The 18,903-nt window shown below is 67.3% G+C and carries 16 protein-coding genes; 11 read left to right on the top strand and 5 right to left on the bottom strand.

The window, feature by feature from the left end:
* The first annotated feature begins 68 nt into the window (after positions 1-68).
* The gene (locus AC3ITN_RS15830) at positions 69-2,930 is read left to right on the top strand and encodes a TonB-dependent receptor plug domain-containing protein (protein ID WP_313345752.1); all 2,862 of its coding nucleotides are present in this window, start codon (positions 69-71) and stop codon (positions 2,928-2,930) included.
* Positions 2,931-3,079: 149 nt separating this feature from the next.
* Here the strand turns inward: AC3ITN_RS15830 and AC3ITN_RS15825 are convergent, their stop codons facing one another.
* Both AC3ITN_RS15825 and ppa read right to left on the bottom strand, forming a co-directional pair.
* A complete protein-coding gene (locus AC3ITN_RS15825; RefSeq protein WP_313345755.1) occupies positions 3,080-4,198 on the bottom strand; it encodes an HDOD domain-containing protein in 1,119 nt (372 codons plus the stop codon).
* A 152-nt stretch (positions 4,199-4,350) separates the two neighbouring features.
* Positions 4,351-4,887, bottom strand: a complete 537-nt coding sequence (ppa, locus tag AC3ITN_RS15820; protein ID WP_313345758.1) for an inorganic diphosphatase — start codon at positions 4,885-4,887, stop codon at positions 4,351-4,353.
* Between the two features lie 187 nt (positions 4,888-5,074).
* Here ppa and AC3ITN_RS15815 point away from each other — a divergent pair, with 187 nt between their 5' ends.
* The 7 genes from AC3ITN_RS15815 (at position 5,075) to AC3ITN_RS15785 (ending at position 12,710) form a co-directional block, all read left to right on the top strand.
* Positions 5,075-5,581 (top strand): hypothetical protein, encoded by a 507-nt coding sequence (locus tag AC3ITN_RS15815; protein WP_489391123.1) that lies wholly within the window; start codon positions 5,075-5,077, stop codon positions 5,579-5,581.
* Positions 5,582-5,612: 31 nt separating this feature from the next.
* Entirely contained in the window at positions 5,613-6,113 is a 501-nt protein-coding gene (locus tag AC3ITN_RS15810) for a hypothetical protein (protein ID WP_489391122.1), read from the top strand.
* Positions 6,114-6,169: 56 nt separating this feature from the next.
* Positions 6,170-7,390: a helix-turn-helix domain-containing protein gene (locus AC3ITN_RS15805; RefSeq protein WP_489391121.1), complete on the top strand. Its 1,221-nt coding sequence runs from the start codon at positions 6,170-6,172 to the stop codon at positions 7,388-7,390.
* A gap of 44 nt (positions 7,391-7,434) precedes the next feature.
* A complete protein-coding gene (locus AC3ITN_RS15800; RefSeq protein WP_489391120.1) occupies positions 7,435-8,103 on the top strand; it encodes an NHL repeat-containing protein in 669 nt (222 codons plus the stop codon).
* Between the two features lie 78 nt (positions 8,104-8,181).
* A complete protein-coding gene (locus AC3ITN_RS15795) occupies positions 8,182-8,679 on the top strand; it encodes an RNA polymerase sigma factor (RefSeq protein WP_313345765.1) in 498 nt (165 codons plus the stop codon).
* Positions 8,680-8,701: 22 nt separating this feature from the next.
* The gene (locus AC3ITN_RS15790; RefSeq protein WP_489391119.1) at positions 8,702-9,652 is read left to right on the top strand and encodes a FecR family protein; all 951 of its coding nucleotides are present in this window, start codon (positions 8,702-8,704) and stop codon (positions 9,650-9,652) included.
* A gap of 133 nt (positions 9,653-9,785) precedes the next feature.
* Positions 9,786-12,710 (top strand): TonB-dependent receptor, encoded by a 2,925-nt coding sequence (locus AC3ITN_RS15785; protein ID WP_489391118.1) that lies wholly within the window; start codon positions 9,786-9,788, stop codon positions 12,708-12,710.
* 81 nt (positions 12,711-12,791) lie between these two features.
* Here AC3ITN_RS15785 and AC3ITN_RS15780 read toward each other — a convergent pair whose 3' ends face one another.
* The gene (locus AC3ITN_RS15780) at positions 12,792-13,052 is read right to left on the bottom strand and encodes a DUF2789 domain-containing protein (RefSeq protein WP_489391117.1); all 261 of its coding nucleotides are present in this window, start codon (positions 13,050-13,052) and stop codon (positions 12,792-12,794) included.
* A gap of 179 nt (positions 13,053-13,231) precedes the next feature.
* Between AC3ITN_RS15780 and AC3ITN_RS15775 the strand changes: the two genes are divergently transcribed.
* Both AC3ITN_RS15775 and AC3ITN_RS15770 read left to right on the top strand, forming a co-directional pair.
* Positions 13,232-13,828 (top strand): biliverdin-producing heme oxygenase, encoded by a 597-nt coding sequence (locus AC3ITN_RS15775; protein WP_313345775.1) that lies wholly within the window; start codon positions 13,232-13,234, stop codon positions 13,826-13,828.
* Positions 13,829-13,856: 28 nt separating this feature from the next.
* Positions 13,857-14,219, top strand: a complete 363-nt coding sequence (locus tag AC3ITN_RS15770; protein ID WP_489391116.1) for a YbaN family protein — start codon at positions 13,857-13,859, stop codon at positions 14,217-14,219.
* Positions 14,220-14,505: 286 nt separating this feature from the next.
* On the opposite strand, the gene AC3ITN_RS15765 is transcribed toward AC3ITN_RS15770, so the two are convergent.
* Positions 14,506-16,533, bottom strand: coding sequence for a sodium-translocating pyrophosphatase (locus AC3ITN_RS15765; protein ID WP_489391115.1), 2,028 nt, complete (start codon positions 16,531-16,533; stop codon positions 14,506-14,508).
* Between the two features lie 301 nt (positions 16,534-16,834).
* Between AC3ITN_RS15765 and AC3ITN_RS15760 the strand changes: the two genes are divergently transcribed.
* Positions 16,835-17,374: a hypothetical protein gene (locus tag AC3ITN_RS15760; protein ID WP_313345784.1), complete on the top strand. Its 540-nt coding sequence runs from the start codon at positions 16,835-16,837 to the stop codon at positions 17,372-17,374.
* Between the two features lie 136 nt (positions 17,375-17,510).
* On the opposite strand, the gene AC3ITN_RS15755 is transcribed toward AC3ITN_RS15760, so the two are convergent.
* Positions 17,511-18,767 carry a 6-phosphofructokinase gene (locus tag AC3ITN_RS15755; RefSeq protein ID WP_313345786.1) on the bottom strand — a complete coding sequence of 419 codons (1,257 nt, stop codon included), beginning with the start codon at positions 18,765-18,767 and terminating at the stop codon, positions 17,511-17,513.
* Positions 18,768-18,903 lie beyond the last annotated feature (136 nt).

The raw sequence follows: 18,903 nt of genomic DNA, 5'->3' as shown, positions 1-18,903 counted from the left end.
TTAACGGTAACGCAATCGTAACTTTCCGAGGCGGTTTAACACGCTACTAACGTACCTTGGAGAGATTGATGAATTTTCGTACTCCCGCAGTGCGGCTGGGTCTTCTGCCGGCCAGCATTGCGCTGGCGCTCGTGCCGAGCCTTGCCTCGGCACAGGAAGCAGCCTCCGGCACCACTGACCTGGATCGCATCTCGGTCACCGGCTCGCGCATCCGCCAGGCCAGCATGGAAACCGCTCAGCCGGTCATCGCGCTGACGCGTGCCGACATCGAGAAGCAGGGCTTCACCAGCGTTGCCGATATCGTGCAGAACCTGTCTGCCACCGGCTCCCCGGCCATCAGCCGCGCCGACGCACTGTCGTCGGGCGAAGAAGTGGGCGGCCAGTACGTCGACCTGCGCAACCTGGGTCCGGAACGTACCCTGGTACTGCTGGACGGCAAGCGCATGGGCGTCAGCTCGGGCGGCTACACTGACCTGGCGTCGATTCCGACCTCGGTGGTCGAGCGCATTGAAGTCCTGACCGACGGTGCTTCGGCCATCTACGGCTCGGACGCGATCGCCGGCGTGGTGAACATCATCACCCGCAAGAACTTCGACGGTCTGGAAGCCAGCTTCTACAAGGGCCAGTACGGCCAGGGCGACGGCGACAAGACCACCTACAACTTCGTCTATGGCCAGACCGGTGAGCGCGGTTCGCTGACCTTCGGCGCCGAGTACAGCGAAGAAGAGCCGGTCCTGGCCAAGGATCGCCGCTACAGCGCCTCCGCCAACGGTTACCGTCATCCGACTCCGACCGACGACAACTCCAACGGCTGGAGTGCCATCACCGAGAACGGCGTGCTGGTCACCCCGGGCGGCAACTACACCCTGAATCCGGGTGGCGATCCGACCAACTTTGCCGATTACCACGGGCTGACCAACGCCGACCTGTCGAATCCGTCGCAGCAGATGTTCCTGTCGACCGGTATCAAGCGTCGCTCGGTCTTCAGCAACGGTCAGTTCGACTTCACCGACAGCATCCGCGGTACCGCCAGCGTTCTGTACACCGAGCGCGAAGCACTGCAGCAGATCGCCGGTTATCCGTACCGTTCGGTCGCGTATGACACCCCGCTGTCGGCCGACAGCGTCTTCAACCCGCTGGATACCGACGTCAATTTCATGCGTCGTACCTGGGAAATGCCGCGCCAGACCAAGTCCGAGCTGAACACCTTCCGTTTCAGCGGTGGTCTGGAAGGGTCGTTCGAGTTCGCTGACAAGTACTTCGACTGGGATGTGGGCTACGTCTACAACCGGAACAAGGGCGTCAAGACCGGCACCGGCAACCTGTTCATTCCGAATGTGCAGAACGCCGTGGGTGCGTCGTACATCGATGCCAATGGCGTGGCTCAGTGCGGTTCGGCCGCCGCCCCGATCGCTGGCTGCACCCCGTGGAACCCGCTGCTGCCGTACGGCACCGCAGGCCAGGGTTCGCTGGACAACGAGGCACTGCGGAACTACCTGTTCCTGCCGAGCCACGACACCTCGGTTACCACCAGCAAGGTGTACAGCGCCAACCTGAGCGGCTCCATCGTGACCCTGCCGGCGGGCGACCTGTCGTTCGCAACCGGCTACGAGCACCGTGAAGAGGATGCCAACTACAGCCCGGACGCCCTTCTGCAGTCGGGTCTGAGCACCGATCTGGCCGGCGCGCCGACCACCGGCGGCTACAAGCTGGACGAGTACTACCTCGAACTGAACGTGCCGATCCTGGCTGACCTGCCGTTCGCCAAAGAACTGTCGGTCGACATGGCTGGCCGTTACTCGGACTACAACACCTTCGGCGACACGATCAACAGCAAGTTCGGCCTGAAGTGGAAGCCGATCGACGACCTGCTGGTCCGTGGCACCTACGCGACCGGCTTCCGTGCGCCGACCGTGGCTGATCTGTACGGCGGCACCTCGGAAACCTTCGACAAGTACACCGATCCGTGCGACACCACCTTCGGTGCAGCCGTGCGCAACGGCGACGTTGCGGCTCGTTGCGCGGCTGTCGTGCCGGCCAACTTCCGTCAGGAAGCGTCGGGCGGTGTTGACGCCTCGGGCGCCGGTGCGCAGTCGAACTACGCGTACCTGTCCGGCTCCAATGAAGAGCTGACCCCGGAAACCTCCAAGACCTGGACCGTCGGCCTGGTCTACAGCCCGAACTTCGTGCAGGGCCTGGATATCAGCCTCGACTGGTGGAAGATCCGGATCAACAACGTCATCGCAGCGGAGTCGGTCACCTCGATCCTCAACCAGTGCTACGTGCTGAACAACGCCAACGCCTGCAACCGCTTCGTGCGTGACGCCGATTCGGGCCAGGTTGTTGACGTGACCCGTACGCTGATCAACGGCGGCTACCAGGAAACTGCTGGCTACGACCTGGGCGTCAAGTACCGTCTGCCGGAACTGTCCTTCGGCAACATCCTCATCGACTGGAAGACCACCTATGTGGACTACCTCGAGTACAAGCGTGACAACGAAGACCAGACCGCCGTCGAGCAGCACACCGGCTGGGGCACGGGCGACTGGGGTGCGAACTTCCGCGTCCGCTCGAACCTTAATGTCGATTGGAGCTACGGCAACTTCGGCGTCAACTGGGGCGTGCGTTACTACTCCGGCCTGAAGGAAGAGTGCGCGTACGACATCGACGGCGGCCCGGAGTGCAACAACCCGAGCTTCCAGTCGGCGTACACGCTGGCCATTCCGGTGCGCAACACCGGTTCGAACACGTTCCACGACCTGCAGGTGCGTTACAACACCCCGTGGGATGCCACCATCTCGGCCGGCGCGAACAACGTGTTCAACCACGAAGGCCCGGTCATGTACAGCCAGCCGAACTCGAGCTTCTCGTACTACGGCGGCTTCGACATCGGTCGTTTCTACTACCTGAAGTACACCCAGAAGTTCTGATCCATCGAACTGCTGTAGCAACACCCGGAGGGCGGACCGCAAGGTCCGCCCTCTTTCTTTGCCCGACAGGCAAAAAAAAACCGACCTTCAAGGTCGGCTTTTCCGGTAGCGCCGGCCGTTGGCCGGGCCGTTGGTTTTCGCAGGACGCCTCAGGCGTCCGCAGTAGCCAACCCCATCAACCCGTTGGCGTGGTCGCGCCACTGCGGCAGCTTCGCCAGCACGCCGGCACGCTGCAGGTACTCTTCGTCCACCGGGTCGCCGTTGACCAGCGCCAATGCCACGTGCACCGCACCGGTCACCCAGAAGCTGCGCGTGTTGGAGCGCTGTGGCTGCAGGTGGAACGCCACCGCTTCGATGATCGGCATCGGCAGGCCCCACAGGCCGAGCAGGTAGGCACCGGCTTCGCTGTGGCCCGGGCGCAGGTCGTCGTTCTCAGCCTCGGTGCGTTCGTTGCGCACACCCGGCAGCAGCAGGCCGATGTCGGCCAGCAGCGCGGCGGTGGCGCCCAGTTCGGCGCTGGATTCGGGCAACAGCTTGGCCGCCAGTCGTGACGCGAGCAGCGCACGCTGCTGCAGCGCATTGCGCTCGGCACCGGACAACGGCGAAGCCGAGAACACTTCGCTGGCCAGCACCAGGTCGCGCAGGGTCGCCAGACCCAGTCGGTTCACCGCGCTGCGCAGGTCGGAAATGGTGCGGCCGCTGTTGAAGAAGGCCGAATTGGACAGTTGCAGCACCTTCGCCGCGATGGCCGGGTCGGCCGAGACCAGCTTGGCTATATCGGCGGTGTCGGTGTCGTCGTCGTGCTCCAGGGCCTGGGTCAGGCTCAGGTACAGGTGCGGCGGAGAGGGCAGCTTCTCGATGCGGCCGATGGCGCTGCGCAGGCGCGCGCTGTCGAGCAGTTCGCGCAGCTCTTCCAGGCTGGTCAGTGCCTCAAGCAGCACTTCCGGTGCCAATGGCAACGGCAGGAAACGGTGGGCCACGCCAATCAGGCGGGCCGGCGGCGGGCGGTTGCCCTGGGCCGCATCCACCAGCGCGATGCGGATCGTCTCCGGACGCAGCGTCCGGATCTGGCCCAGCAGCGTGGTGGCCGTGAGATCGGCCAGAACAGGGCAGGCAATCACCGCATCGATCGGCGTGGACGCCACGATGGTCATGGCCGACTGGCCATCGGCCGCGGTCATCGGCTGCCACTCTTCCCCAAGATCGGCAATGAAATCCATCAGCTCAGCCGACAGGCTGGCTTCGTCCCCAACTAGCAGAATACGCACGACACAGTCCCCTGGGTGACCACGGTGAAACGCACCGTGGACGGTGTTGAAGTCGCAATGTACCCAATCCGGCACAAAGAGTGATGTGCCGCATTGTAGAAACGTGATGTCCATCGCTCCGGCGGCGGGCGCCGGAGCGTGGTGGTTCAGACTCAGGCGTTGCTGGAGAGGTAGCGCTGGTGCGCTTCGACCAGGATCTGCTTGGCTTCGGCGGCGCCGCCCCAGCCGTCCAGCTTGACCCACTTGCCTTTCTCCAGGTCCTTGTAGTGCTCGAAGAAGTGGCCGATGCGCTCCAGCCAGTGCTTGGACACCTGCTCGATGTCTTCCACGTGCGCGTAGCCGCTGAACACCTTGGAGATCGGCACGGCCAGGATCTTCTCGTCGCTGCCGGCTTCGTCGCTCATTTTCAGCACGCCCACCGGACGGCAGCGCACCACCGAACCCGGCACCAGCGGCAGCGGCAGCACCACCAGCACGTCGGCCGGATCGCCATCGCCGCACAGAGTGCTCGGCACGTAGCCGTAGTTGCACGGGTAGCGCATCGGGGTGGAGAGGATGCGGTCGACGAAGATCGCGCCGGTTTCCTTGTCCACTTCGTACTTGACCGGCTCCGAGTCCTTCGGGATCTCGATGATGACGTTGATTTCTTCCGGCGGGTTCTTGCCGGGCGAGACGAGTTCCAGACCCATGGTGTGCTCCGAGAGGGGGGATGGCGCGATAAGACCTCCCATTTTATGCGTTTGCCGCCCGCCGTGCTGGCCGGCCGCCACTGACCCCGTCCGGCGGCGCTTCCCGACCCTCCAGCGCGGTGGTGGCTGATCCTCACCGCCGTGGCCCAGGCGCACCGTGGAAGCCCCTGGAACCCCGAGGCCGTCCATGCCTGCTACCCATTTCATGCTCCGCTGCCTGGTCGCCGGTGCCGCCGCGCTGTTGCCGCTCGCCGTGCAGGCCGCGCCGCCGCGCTACATCGACCTGGCCGACTGGCGGGGGCCCGGTGAGCCGCTCGGCGATAGTCCATTCCATGGTTTCAATGGGTGGATCATCTATGAATTCAATGACATATGCCCGGACTTCTTCTGTGAGGGGGGCTACGATAACTACCGCCTCCTGCGCCTCAGCTGCGTCGTTGATACCCGCACCGACAGCATCCGGGAGTGCCGGCTGCCGGTCGCGGCCAGCCGCGACCACGTCCACCCCGGCACCGGCGCCCTGCGAACCGACATCCGCCACTGGCGTTGCCCGGTCCCGTTGCCGCGCGGGCTGCCAGTGACCACCTTCCTGGCCGCGATCGACTGGCAGCCGGGCAGCTCGGGCCACCTGTTCAACCCCCTCCCGGGATCGGGTCGTTCCATGTTCGACGCGTTGCAGGCCTGCCTGCCCTGATGCCCGCTGTCCACCTTCAAGGAGTCATTCGATGATCAAGACGTCACTGCTGTTGCTGCCGGTACTGCTGGCCGCTGCGCTCACCCCGGCGCCGGCCGCTGCGGCACCCACCCACATCGACCTGGTCGATTTCCCCACGGTGCAGGCCAACTGGGACAGGTTCCATGACCTCGGTCGCCGGCTGGAACGCGGGTTCGACGATGTCTGTGCCGACACCTTCTGCGAAGGCGAGTTCAGCGACATCGAAGCCTTCCGGCTGCGCTGCGCGGTGGAGCGTGCCACCGGAACGGTCAGCGAGTGCCGCTGGGCGTTTGCCGCCAGCGAGGTCGAGGTTGACGAAGACACCGGCCGCATCGTGGCGCGGCAGCCCACCTGGCTGTGTCGGCTGCCGATTCCGGCAGGAACATCGATCGAGACATTGTTCAGCGCGTTGGCCGGACCAAACGCGATCTTCGCGCGCCTTCCCGGTGCCGATGCCAGTGTCTACGAAGCGGTGGGCGACTGCCTCACCCTGCACCAGCCGCCGTCCTGAGGTAACGCAAGACCGTGATCGCGGACGCGGGTGAGTGCCTGCGCTAGGCTGCGCCCATGGACTCACTGCTTGCCGCCGCCGCACGCGCCCTCGCCGCAGGCGATGTCCTGACCGCCCTGGGGAATGTGGCATTGCGTGCCGATCCCCCGGCGCTGGCACTGCGCGGCGTGGCCATGGCCCAGCTGGGTGAGCTGGAACGGGCCCGTGAGCTGCTTCGGCTGGCCTGGCGCGGCTTCGGGGTGGAGGAAGTGCTGGCACGGGCACGCTGCGTGGTGGCAGAGGCGGAAGTGGCCTTGGCACTACGCGATCTGGCCGGTTCCAGCACGCCGCTGCTGGCAGCGGCCGAGGCGCTGGAAGCGCGTGCCGATCCTCACAATGCGTTGCAGGCGTGGTTGATTCTGGCGCGCCGGTGGCTGTTGCTGGGGCGGCGGCAACAGGCGGCCGATGCATTGCAGAACCTGCAGGGACGCGCGCTGACGCCGGCGCTGGCGGCCATGGCTGCACTGACGGACGCGGCACTTGCCGCACACGCCCTGCAGATGCCACGGGCCGTCGCCGCCTTGGACACGGCAACGGCGGCGGCGCAGGCGTCCGGGATCGCGACGTTGCAGGCAGAGGTCGCGCAGGCTCGCCATCAGCTGGCACAGCCTGCCGCGCGCCGTACAGACGGCGGTGCCGAGCGCCTGCTGGATCTGGCGGCGGTGCAGGACCTGCTTGCATCGCCATGCTGCGTGATCGACGGGTGCCGGCGCGGCGTGTGGGCGGGCGCCCGCTGGCGTTCCCTGGCGCGGCGACCCGTACCGTTCGCGCTGCTGCGCGCGCTGGGTGAGGCGTGGCCCGATGGCGTTGACCGCGACGCGCTGATCGCCGATGTATTCCGCACACGCGATGCTGACGAGACGCACCGGGCGCGGCTGCGGGTGGATATCGGGCGGGTGCGCGGACTGGTGCAGGGGCAGTTGCAGATCGACGCGACCGCCACGGGTTACCGGCTGCAGGCGGCGCCCGGGCAGGCCGTAGTGGTGCTGGCGCCGCCGGTCGAAGGCGAGCAGGCGGCGGTGGCGGCACTGCTGGCCGATGGCGCGGCCTGGTCCACCTCGGCACTTGGCCTGGCGCTGGGCACCAGCCAGCGTACGGTGCAGCGCGCGCTGGCGGGGCTGGAAGCCACTGGGCGGGTGCGGGCGCACGGGCAGGGGCGAACACAGCGATGGCGGGCGGCGCCGCTGTCCGGATGCACGACAATCTTGTTACTCCCGGTATCCCTGCCGGGCGACTAGTGTCTTTCGCAGGCACCCATCCGGACGTGCCAGGAGATCCTGCAATGAAAACTGCAACCCTTGCCGATTCCGCCGGGCCACGCGTGCGCGATGCGGACGTAGTACGCGAGTACGGGCCCTTTGCCGGCGCCGAGTGCATCCATGGCGTCAGCTTCGATGGCCGGCAGGTGTGGGCAGCCACGGGCGCGGCGCTGCTGGCAATCGACCCCGACAACGGCCAGCCGGTACGTTCGCTTGCCGTGCCCTGTGACGCCGGCACCGCGTTCGATGGCACCCACCTCTACCAGATTGCCGGGTCCCGCATCGACAAGATCGACCCGCAGACCGGCGCGGTGCTGTCCTCGATTCCCGCGCCGGGCGCGGGTACCGACTCGGGCATGGCCTGGGCCGAAGGCTGCCTGTGGGTGGGGCAGTACCGGGAGCGTCGCATCCACCAGGTCGACCCGGCGACGGGCCGGGTGCTGCGCTCCATTGAATCGGATCGCTTCGTTACCGGCGTGACCTGGGTCGATGGCCAGCTCTGGCACGGCACCGATGATGGAGAGCAGAGCGAGGTTCGCCGTGTGGATCCAGACAGCGGGCGGGTGCTGGAACAGCTGCGCATGCCCGCGCACATGCATGTCAGCGGGTTGGAGTCTGACGGCAGCGATCTCTTCTATTGCGGTGGCGGGCGCAGCGGACGGCTGCGCGCGGTGCGTCGTCCCGCCCCTTAACGTGACTCATTCTCATTTGAGGGGTAACATGCCGCGGCTCCCTTCCCAGGCTTGACCGGCGCGGCCCGCCGCAACCGCATGTCGTCCAACGCATCCCTCTTGACCGAACTGCTGATCCGCGAACGCCCGGCGCTGCTGCGCCTGGTGCAGCGCATCCTGGGCACCGATGGCAGTGCCGAAGATGTGATCCAGGCCATCTGGTTCAAGGCGCGCGGCGTGGAGGGCGGCGTGGCAATCGACAACCCGCGCGCCTATCTGTACCGTCTGGCCACCAACCTTGCCACCGACCATGGCCGGGAGCGCAGCCGCCGCGCGCGGCTGCTCGCCGACCACTACCTGTGGGGGCCGGATGAGGTGTTGTCTACGGAAGAGCAGGCGATGGCACAGGATGCGCTGCAGCGGGTACTGACCGCGGCCGATCATCTGCCCGAGCCCACCCGCACGATCTTCCGCCTCAACCGGCTCCAGGGGCTGACCCAGGCGGACATCGCCCGGCGTCAGGGGGTGTCGGTGACCACCGTGGAAAACCATGTACGTGCCGCGCTGCGACGACTGGCGTGGGCACGCAACGCCTGACGCCGCCCCTGCCACGCCAGCCATGAGCCCGCCGCACATCACAACGCCACCACCATCGCCGCCTCATTCCGACCTGCTCGCCGAACAAGCGCAGGCCTGGATCGCATGGCTTGCGTCCGGCGCGGTGGATGAGCCGCGCATGCAGGAATTCGAACGCTGGCTGTCGGCCCCCGGGCACCGGCGCGCCTTCGAATTCGAGCGCCAGCTATGGCGCGCCGTGGGTGAGGCGCCGGCACAACCGATGCGGCCGCGTCGTCGTGTGGCGCGCATCGCCATGGCTGCAGCGGCGGCATTGGCGCTGGTCTGGGTCGCACCGGATGCCTGGCTGCGCCTGCGCGCCGACTACGTGACGACCACCGATGTGGCCACGGTTGCATTGCCCGATGGCAGCCGCGCGGTCCTGGATGCGGGGTCGGCGATTGCCGTGGATTACGACGACGCGCAGCGCACCATCCGCCTGCTGCGCGGGCAGGCCTGGTTCGAGGTCGCGCCCGGCCACCCGCAGCCGTTCCGGGTCACCGCCCAGGGCGGCGTGGTGGAAGACATCGCGACCGCGTTCGTGGTGACCCGCACGCCCCACGGCGTCGACACCGAGGTCTCGCAGGGCCAGGTGCGGGTCGCGGCAACCGGCGACGGCGGCTGGACCTACCTGCTGGCCGGGCAACGCGCCGGTTTCTCGCCCGGCGGCACGGTCCTGCGGCGCAGTGATGTGGCGCCGGACCAGATCGCCGCCTGGCGCGAGGGGGAACTGCTGCTGGATGCCAGCCACGTGGACGCTGCCGTGGCGCAGATCGCGCGCTATCGCGCCGGCCCCACCTTCGTGCGTGGCGACCTGTCGGCGCTGCCGGCGGTCAATGCCGCGCTGCGGGTGGACCAGCCCGAGCAGGCGCTGGATGCCTTGGCCGTGTCTGCCGGGCTGCAGATCACGCGCCTGCCGATGGGCGTGGCGATCGTGGCGCCTGCGGCGCGCTGAAGTGGTCTTGGGGAAGCACCTTTTCCATCCGTCTTACCCCCGAACGTACCCGCCGCCGCCACGTACGTCGCAGCGCCCGCACCCCGTGCGGGGACGCCGTGTCCACGGCATCGCCTTTTCAACAGGTTTCATCATGCGACTTACTTCCCGACCGGGCCGGCTTCCGCGCCCGTCCCGTCTCTGCATCGCGATGCTCGCCACCGGCCTGGCGTCGCTGACCGCGCTGCCCGCACTGGCCCAGTCTGCTGACAGCGGCGTGATGGCCGCCGCGCATCGCTTCGACATTCCCGCCCAATCGCTGGCCGACGCGCTGCGCAGCTACATGCGCCAGTCGGGCGTGCAGATCGCCTATCCGGCGTCCCTCGCCGCAGGCGTGAACTCCACGGCGGTGAGCGGCTCGCTCGATGCCCACGCCGCGCTGGCGCAGTTGCTGCAGGGCAGTGGGCTGGTGGTGCGGCAGGTTGGTCCCGGCGCGGTGACGCTGGAGCGTGCGCCGCCCGTCGCGCAGGCCGATGGCGTGATCTTCACCGACACACTGCGCGTGGCCGGCGACCTGATGGATGCCGGCAGCGATGCCGAACGCGCCCTGGATGTCTACCGCACCACCGGCTCGAGCGTATTCGTGCCGCGCGCCACCATCGAGCGCTTCCGCGGCACCTCCACGGCCGACATCGTCAAGGGTGTGGTGGGTGTCACCGCAGGCGACCCGCGCAGCGCCAACGCCCTGGACCTCAACATCCGCGGCATCCAGGGGCAGAGCCGCATCCCGGTGATCATCGACGGCGGCCAGTCCACGATGGATACCTATCGCGGGTATGCCGGGCAGTCGCAACGCACCTACCTGGACCCGGACCTGATCTCCAGCCTCACCGTCACCAAGGGCCCGAGCCTGGGCGCCAACGCGTCCGGCGGCATCGGCGGCGTGGTGGACATGGAGACGCTCAACGCCGGCGACGTGCTGCGCGACGGGCAGGACAGCGGCGTGCGCGTGCGCAGCGGCGTGTCCAACGGCAGCGCGCGTGACCTGCCGGCCTACGGCGGCACGCCGGGAACCCACCGCAACAGCCTGGGCGGGCAGTTCTTCAACATTGCCGGTGCCAAGCACTGGGACCGGTTCGACCTGGTCGCCGCCTACGCCTGGCGCGACACCGGCAACTACTACGCGGGCAAACACGGTTACGACGATTTCCCGCAGACCCGGCGCACGCTGGCACCGCTGAATCCGCCCAACACCGAGGTTTTCAACACCTCGTCCAAGTCCAACTCGGTGCTGCTCAAGGGCACCTGGCGGATCGATGACAGCCAGACCCTGGAAGCCGGCTACCGCCGTTACAGCGGCCGCCAGGGCGAGATCATGGCGTCGCAGATCATCCGTGTGGACCGCGACCGGGTGCCGCAGTGGGAGCCGGGCAGCGTGGACATGGATGCCTACAACCTGCGCTACCGCTTCAATCCGGACAATGACGCTGTCGATCTGAAGGCCAACCTCTGGTACACCGACGCCAACAGCCTGATGTACAACGGGCTGACCGGCATCACTCCGTGGTATTTCGACCGCCGCACGGAGTGGTATGACGGACCGACCTTCAATACCGACCCGGGCTACAAGGACGCCTACCGCAACGACATGACGCAGGAACGGTTCGGCCTGGACGTGTCCAACACCACCCACGTGGCCACCGACAGCGCCGGTCTGTTCACCTTCGACTACGGCGTGTCCTACAGCGACGAGGACGTCGGCCCGGGCCGCAACGCGCCGATCATGCATGACGACCTGATCAACAACCGATTCCTGCGCAATGCCGGGCGCAAGGAATACAGTGCGGTGGCCTCGATGAAGTGGCTGCCCGACGCGCATTGGGAACTGCTGGTGGGCGGGCGCTTCAACCGCGTCAGCATCCATGACCGCAATCGACTGGCCACCCCGGACGGCGAAGAGGTGATCGGGCAGTACCGCTACACCCAGCTGCTCAACGGCAACCCGGCGCTGCCGGCGTGGCGTGCGCAGCGCATCGCCATGCTCAACTGGTATCCGGATGCGAACGGCCAGTTCACCGAAGCCTCGCTGCTGGCTTCGCCGTACAAGAAGGGCATGGTGGCCGACATCAGCGGCTGGAACTTCCACGATGTGGCCGCCACCGAAGACCTGATCGTGCCCACCCGCTGGACCTGGTCGCAGCCGATCCGGCGCACCGACAACGCGTTCATGCCCACGGCCAGCGTCACCTACCGTTTCAATGACGAGACGATGGTGTACGTGAAGTACGCCGAAGGCGTGAAGCTGCCAAGTCTGTTCGAAAGCACGCTGGGCCTGTTCACCGCCGCCAAGCCGGTCGGCGACGAGCTCAAGCCGGAGCGCGCGGGCACCTGGGAAGTGGGCGTGAGCACGGTCAGGAATGATCTGTTCGGGGCGGGCGACCAGGCGGCGTTCAAGCTGGCGTACTTCAACACCCGCATCGACGACCTGATCACCCGCGACTACCGCACGCTGTCGGCGGGGTACATCCGCAACATCGACCGGTTCAAGGTGTCCGGCCTGGAATTCCAGTCCAGCTATGACGGCGGCAAGGTATTCGCCGACCTGTCGGCGCATTACTACTTCGAGGCCAAGACCTGCGCCCCGGACATCGCCGCCGAGCGTCGCGCGTACGGCGTGCAGCGCAAGATCGAGGAGCTGGCCAACACACCGGACTGCGTGGATGGTGGCTTCGAAGGCTCGTACAGCAACACGCAGAACCCGCCGCGCTACACCGCGAACCTGACGTTGGGCGCGCGCCTGTTCGACCAGCGGCTGAGCTTCGGCACCCGCGTCATCCACAACGGCGGCCCGATCAGCACCCTGGACAAGGAATGGAACGTGGGGCTGTCGGCGATCCAGCAGCTCTACCGTCCGGCCACCATTGTCGATGTGTTCGCCAGCTGGCAGGCCAGCGAGAGGCTCGCGCTGGACGTCAACGTGGACAACCTGACCGATCGCTACTACCTGGACCCGCTGGCGCTGGGCGTGATGCCGGCACCGGGCCGGATCATGCGGTTGGCCGTCACCTGGCGTTACTGATGGCGTAGGGCCACGCCCTGCGTGACCGCATCAACAACAGGGCGTGGCACGGCAGCGACCGTGCCCCGCCCTTGACCCGCGTCAGTGGCCGGTCTGGGCCGCTACGGCATCGACATGCAGGGCTTCGTTGAGCTCGTCGACGACGATGGCCCACTCGGCATCCGCCTTGAGCTGCTCGTTGAGGAACTGGCGCTGGCTGTCGCTCCAGAACGCCGCCTCATGCACCCGCACATCGGCCGCCAGCTGGTGCTGCTCGATGAACGCGGCAATGGCCGCCTCGCTCTCGTCCAGGCCCAACTGCTGGAACAGGGTCGTCATGCGCGTCTCGGTGGTGTCCATCATGGCAATCCTCGTAGGCGTGGGTAGGCGCCATTATCCGCATTGCCAGGTGACGAGCGCATCGCCGGAATGGGGGAGCGGGCATTCCGTCTTGGGGCTGCGGGTCTGGCGCACGTCTTATCCGCGTGTGCACACTGTCGGGGCATCCCCGGCGGCGTGCGGCGCGGCCGATCCCTTCCAGCATGAATGCCATGATTGCCACCGATACCGTAGAAGCCACCCGCAGCCAGCGCCTGAAGGCTGCCACCCGCGACAGCCATGGCGCGCTGGACAAGCGGATCATGGCAGGCGACATCTTTGCCGACCGCGCGAACTTCGCGCGGTTCCTGCGCGTGCAGTTCCGCTTCCATCGCGACATCGACGCGCTGTACGCAAACGCGGCGCTGGATGCGCTGCTGCCCGACCTTGCCGAACGCCGGCGCCTGCCGCAGGTCACCCGCGACCTGCGCGACCTTGAGCAGAGCCTGCCCGGACCGGTGCCGCTGCGGCTGGCCCCGGACCTGCCGCTGGCCTCGGCGCTGGGCTGGCTGTACGTCGCCGAAGGCTCCAACCTCGGCGGCACCATCCTCTACAAGATGGCGGCGCGGCTGGGCCTGGATGCCGATTTCGGCGCGCGCCATCTGGCCGCGCACCCGGACGGCGCCGCGCGTCACTGGCGCGCGTTCACCGCCGCGTTGGATGGCGTGGTCCTCAGCGAGGCGGAGGAACAGCAGGTGATCGACGCGGCCGACGCGGCGTTTCGCAGCGTCCACGACCACGTCGAGCTGGAATTCGCATGACCGCGCGCCGCCGCTTCGCCTCACGCTGATGCGCTGGCTCTGGTTCTGCCTGGGGTGGTTGATGGTGGCGCTGGGCGTCATCGGCGCGCTGCTGCCGGTGATGCCCACCACCATCTTCCTGATCCTGGCGGTGGGGTGCTTCGCGCGCAGCTCACCGCGCTTTGAACGCAAGCTGTTGGAGCATCCGCGCTACGGTCCGTCGCTGCGGGCCTGGCGTGAGCAGGGCGCGGTGAGCCGCAAAGGCAAGGCATTTGCCGCCGGCGGCATGGCCTTCGGCTTTGCGATGTTCTGCTGGGGGGCAAGGCCATCGTGGCCGTTGCTGCTGGGGGTGGGCGTGTTCTTCGCCGCAAGCGCGGCGTATGTGCTCTCACGCCCGACCCCGCTACCGTAGAGCCACGCCCTGCGTGGCTGCTCTCCGCTCCGGCACTGCGCAGCCACGCAGGGCGTGGCTCTACCGGGTTCGGGCACTGCGCAGCCACGCAGGGCGTGGCTCTACCGGGTTCCGGCGCCGCGCAGCCACGCAGGGCGTGGCTCTACCGGGTTCCGGCGCCGCGCAGCCACGCAGGGCGTGGCTCTACCGGGTTCGGGCACTGCGCAGCCACGCAGGGCGTGGCTCTACCGGGTTCCGGCGCCGCGCAGGGTAGCCCCCGACCGTGGGTCGGGGGCCCCGGAACCTTCTACAGCAACGGCACCAGCAACAGCGCCACGATGTTGATGATCTTGATCAGCGGATTGATCGCCGGGCCGGCGGTGTCCTTGTAGGGATCGCCGACGGTATCGCCGGTGACCGCCGCCTTGTGCGCCTCGCTGCCCTTGCCGCCGAAGTGGCCGTCTTCGATGTACTTCTTGGCGTTGTCCCAGGCACCGCCGCCGGTGGTCATCGAAATCGCCACGAACAGGCCGGTGACGATGGTGCCGATCAGCAGCCCACCCAGCGCGCGCGGCCCGAGCAGCAGGCCGACCACCACCGGTACTGCCACGGGCAGCAGCGAGGGCACGATCATTTCGCGGATAGCCGAGCGGGTCAGCATGTCCACCGCGCGGTCGTACTGCGGCTTGCCGGTGCCCTCCATGATGCCGGGGATCTCGCGGAACTGTCGGCGTACTTCTTCCACCACCGCGCCGGCCGCCCGGCCCACGGCCTCCATCGCCATCGCGCCGAACAGGTACGGAATCAGGCCGCCGATCAGCAGGCCGATGATCACCGTGTGGTCGGACAGGTCGAAGGCGAAGACCTCGCCGGGATTGGCCGCCTGCAGGTTGTGGGTGTAGTCGGCGAACAGCACCAGCGCGGCCAGTGCGGCCGAACCGATCGCGTAACCCTTCGTCACTGCCTTGGTGGTGTTGCCTACGGCATCGAGCGGATCGGTGATCTCGCGGATCTCCGGGGGCAGCTCGGCCATTTCGGCAATGCCGCCGGCGTTGTCGGTGATCGGCCCGTACGCGTCCAGCGCCACGATCATGCCGGCCATCGACAGCATCGCGGTGGCGGCGATGGCGATGCCATACAACCCGCCGTGGAAGTGTGCCAGCCAGATCGCCGCGCACACCGCGATCACCGGCAGCGCGGTGGACTTCATCGACACGCCCAGGCCGGCGATGATGTTGGTGCCGTGCCCGGTGGTGGAGGCCTGCGCCACGTGCTGCACCGGCTTGTACTGCGTGCCGGTGTAGTACTCGGTGATCCACACGATCAACCCCGTCAGGACCAGCCCGATCAGCGCGCAGATGTACAGGTTCAAGGCGCCATGCGCATTGTCCGGCATGAGCTGCAGGGTGATCGGATAGAACGCGATCGCGGCCAGCACGCCCGAGACGATCACGCCCTTGTACAGCGCGCCCATGATGGACCCGCCGGGCTTCACCTTGACGAACAGCGCGCCGATGATCGAGGCAATGATCGATACGCCGCCCAGCACCAGCGGGTACAGGATCGCGTTGCGGCCCGCTTCGGCGATCATCAGGCTGCCGAGCAGCATCGTGGCGATCACCGTCACCGCGTAGGTCTCGAACAGGTCGGCGGCCATGCCGGCGCAGTCACCGACGTTGTCGCCCACGTTGTCGGCAATCACCGCCGGGTTGCGCGGGTCATCCTCGGGAATGCCGGCTTCGACCTTGCCCACCAGGTCGGCACCCACGTCGGCGCCCTTGGTGAAGATGCCGCCGCCCAGGCGCGCGAAGATCGAGATCAGCGACGAACCGAACGCCAGCCCGACCAGGGCGTGCAGCGCCTCCGCGGTCTCCAGGCCCAGCCGCAGCAGCAGCGCGTAGTAACCGGCCACCCCGAGCAGGCCCAGCCCGACCACCAGCATGCCGGTGATCGCGCCGCCGCGGAACGCGACGTCCATGGCCGCACTCAGGCCGTTGCGTGCGGCCTCGGCGGTGCGCACGTTGGCGCGCACCGACACGTTCATGCCGATGTAACCGGCCGCGCCGGACAGCACCGCACCGATGGCGAAACCGATCGCCGTGTACCAGCTCAGGAAGATGCCGACGAGCACGAACAGCACCACGCCGGCGATGCCGATGGTGAGGTATTGACGGTTGAGGTAGGCGCGCGCGCCTTCCTGGATGGCGGCGGCGATTTCCTGCATGCGGGCATTGCCAGCCGGTTGCCGGAGGATCCAGCGTGCCGACACGATGCCGTAGAGAATCGCGAGAATGGCGCAGAACAGCGCCAGAGAAAGCCCATAACGTTCCAGCATGTCCCCTCCCGGGTGATGGATGGCATCCAGTCGACGGATGAACCTCACCACGCGGGGCACAACGGGCTGCAACTGTGGACCAACCCGTTCAGACCGTGCCCGGTCATCAAGCGTGTGGCTTTGTTCAGCAATCCCTGGTGGCCCGAGTATGCAGTGAAATGGAGCGAAACCACCACCTCACGTCGCCAGACACCCCACCCCGCGGCAAAGGCAACACGCGCGAGGGGGAGTGCCAGCCCATGGCGGGCAACCAGACACGTCCCACCCGGCGCGACGCCTTGCCACACCGTTCATCCACCCAATGCCAGCCTCCCAGCACCCAAACGGAGACTTATCCATGTCCCCACGCCACCTCATCCTGCTGGCCCTGCTGCCCACCCTCACCGCCACCGCGGCCGAGACCCCCGAGCTGCAGCGCGCGGTCGGTGCCCCCCAGGCCGTCAACGCCGCCCACACCCTGCGCCAGATCCCCGAGGCCTGCGCCCGCCTGGAAGGTGTGTTTACCGGTGACGCCGCGCAGCCCTACAGATTTGCCGTGGTGCGCACCAGCGAGCAGTGCCAGCCGCGCGCCCGCTTTGTCGATTACGACAAGGCACAGCCCAGTGAAGCCAAGGGCTGGAAACTCAACGACGTGATCCGGGTCCCCAGCGCCGCGTGTCCCGCGCAACAGGCCGTGGTCCGGGTCTGGCGGATGCCGGTCGCGCAGAAGACCGAACTCGACGGCCAGGGCCAGTCGCGCATCTACCTGGAAGACGCCAAGAAGCAGGCCGCCGCCGGCAAGATCGCGCAGGTGCCGATGTTCGCGGCGAAGCTGACGGTGGAAGGGAAGGCGTGCCGGTGAATGGAATCCCCCGTGCGTAGGGACACGCCGCGCGTGTCTGTTCTTCGTTCCGGGGTCATGAACGCCTGACGCACGGCTTCGGGAGGTCTGAACGTCGGTGGGGTGGCGGTTCACCGACGTTTGACCCGCGCGTCCCTCAGGCCTCGAACGCAGGCAGTTTTTTCTTCACCGCCACGTTCTTCAGCGTCACGTACTTCGGCAATCCATCGCTGCCATAGGGCAACGGTGCCTCGCCCTTGATCAACGGCGACAGGTAGGCGCGCGCCTTGTCGGTGATGCCGAAGCCATCGCGGCGGATGAAGCCGGCCGGCATCTTCTTCTCATGGTTGGCCACCTTGTGCAGCGGCGCCGGTTCGATCTTCCAGCGATACGGCGCGTCGCTGCTGCGCACGATCACCGGCATCACCGCGTTCTGGCCCTTCAGCGCGTACTGCACGGCCGCCTTGCCGACCGCCTGCGCCTGTTCCCAGTCGGTCTTCGAGGCGATGTGGCGTGCCGAGCGCTGCAGGTAGTCGGGCAGGGTCCAGTGCACCTTGTAGCCCAGCGCGTCCTTGACCCGGGCGGCCAGTTGCGAGGCCACGCCGCCAAGCTGGGTATGCCCGAACGAATCGGTGCCGCCGCCGGCATCGGCGACGAAGCGGCCATCGGCGGTCTGGATGCCTTCGGACGCCACCACCACGCAGTGGCCCACGCGGTCGACCACCTGCTTCACCTTGGCCAGGAACGCGGCCTCGTCATAGGCGCGCTCGGGCAGCAGGATGATGTGCGGGGCCTCGTCGGGGCCGTTCCCGGCCAACCCGGCGGCCGCGGCCAGCCAGCCGGCGTGGCGGCCCATGGCCTCGTAGACGAAGACCTTGGTGGAGGTTTCCGCCATGGCAGCCACGTCCAGGGCTGCCTCGCGGACCGACACCGCCGTGTACTTGGCCGCCGAACCGAAGCCGGGGCAGGTGTCGGTCACCGCCAGGTCGTTGTCGATGGTCTTGGGGACGCCGATGCAGGTCAGGTCGTAATCGAAGGCCTTGGCCAGCTGGGATACCTTCCACGCGGTGTCGGCCGAATCGTTGCCGCCGTTGTAGAGGAACCAGCGCACATCGTGGGCACGCAGCACCGCGAGCAGGCGCTCGTAGCGGGCACGGTCGGCCTCCAGCGATTTGAGCTTGTAGCGGCAGGACCCGAAGGCGCCGCCGGGGGTGTGGGCCAGGGCGGCGATGGCGGCGGCCGACTCCTTCGAGGTGTCGATCAGCTCTTCGCGGAGCGCTCCCAGGATGCCGTTGCGCGCGGCCAAGACCTTGATTCCCTTGGCCCTGGCGGTACTGATCACCGCCGAAGCGGTGGCATTGATGACGGCGGTGACGCCGCCTGACTGGGCGTAGAGGAGGGTACCTTTGGACATGGTGTGGCCTTGGTCTGGGGGAAGGACATTGCAGCGACATTACCGGTATGAGGTAAAGTGCGTGTATTGCGGTGCAGCGTGATTGTGGACAATCCCGGGGCGCGCGCCCTTCCGTTTTTTACCAAGTTGGAGTCAG

The sequence above is a fragment of the Stenotrophomonas sp. KH_036_B genome (assembly GCF_057839485.1).
The sequence above is the reverse complement of the archived record's forward strand: the minus strand, read 5'-3'. Positions and strand labels throughout refer to the sequence as shown.

Coding starts and splice junctions, on each gene's coding strand:
- AC3ITN_RS15780 (WP_489391117.1), bottom strand. CDS start 13,052: ATGATGGACACCACCGAGACGCGCATGACGACCCTGTTCCAGCAGTTG.
- AC3ITN_RS15765 (WP_489391115.1), bottom strand. CDS start 16,533: ATGCTGGAACGTTATGGGCTTTCTCTGGCGCTGTTCTGCGCCATTCTC.
- AC3ITN_RS15815 (WP_489391123.1), top strand. CDS start 5,075: ATGCCTGCTACCCATTTCATGCTCCGCTGCCTGGTCGCCGGTGCCGCC.
- AC3ITN_RS15770 (WP_489391116.1), top strand. CDS start 13,857: ATGCGCTGGCTCTGGTTCTGCCTGGGGTGGTTGATGGTGGCGCTGGGC.
- ppa (WP_313345758.1), bottom strand. CDS start 4,887: ATGGGTCTGGAACTCGTCTCGCCCGGCAAGAACCCGCCGGAAGAAATC.
- AC3ITN_RS15755 (WP_313345786.1), bottom strand. CDS start 18,767: ATGTCCAAAGGTACCCTCCTCTACGCCCAGTCAGGCGGCGTCACCGCC.
- AC3ITN_RS15790 (WP_489391119.1), top strand. CDS start 8,702: ATGAGCCCGCCGCACATCACAACGCCACCACCATCGCCGCCTCATTCC.
- AC3ITN_RS15760 (WP_313345784.1), top strand. CDS start 16,835: ATGCCAGCCTCCCAGCACCCAAACGGAGACTTATCCATGTCCCCACGC.
- AC3ITN_RS15775 (WP_313345775.1), top strand. CDS start 13,232: ATGAATGCCATGATTGCCACCGATACCGTAGAAGCCACCCGCAGCCAG.
- AC3ITN_RS15830 (WP_313345752.1), top strand. CDS start 69: ATGAATTTTCGTACTCCCGCAGTGCGGCTGGGTCTTCTGCCGGCCAGC.
- AC3ITN_RS15805 (WP_489391121.1), top strand. CDS start 6,170: ATGGACTCACTGCTTGCCGCCGCCGCACGCGCCCTCGCCGCAGGCGAT.
- AC3ITN_RS15795 (WP_313345765.1), top strand. CDS start 8,182: ATGTCGTCCAACGCATCCCTCTTGACCGAACTGCTGATCCGCGAACGC.
- AC3ITN_RS15785 (WP_489391118.1), top strand. CDS start 9,786: ATGCGACTTACTTCCCGACCGGGCCGGCTTCCGCGCCCGTCCCGTCTC.
- AC3ITN_RS15800 (WP_489391120.1), top strand. CDS start 7,435: ATGAAAACTGCAACCCTTGCCGATTCCGCCGGGCCACGCGTGCGCGAT.
- AC3ITN_RS15810 (WP_489391122.1), top strand. CDS start 5,613: ATGATCAAGACGTCACTGCTGTTGCTGCCGGTACTGCTGGCCGCTGCG.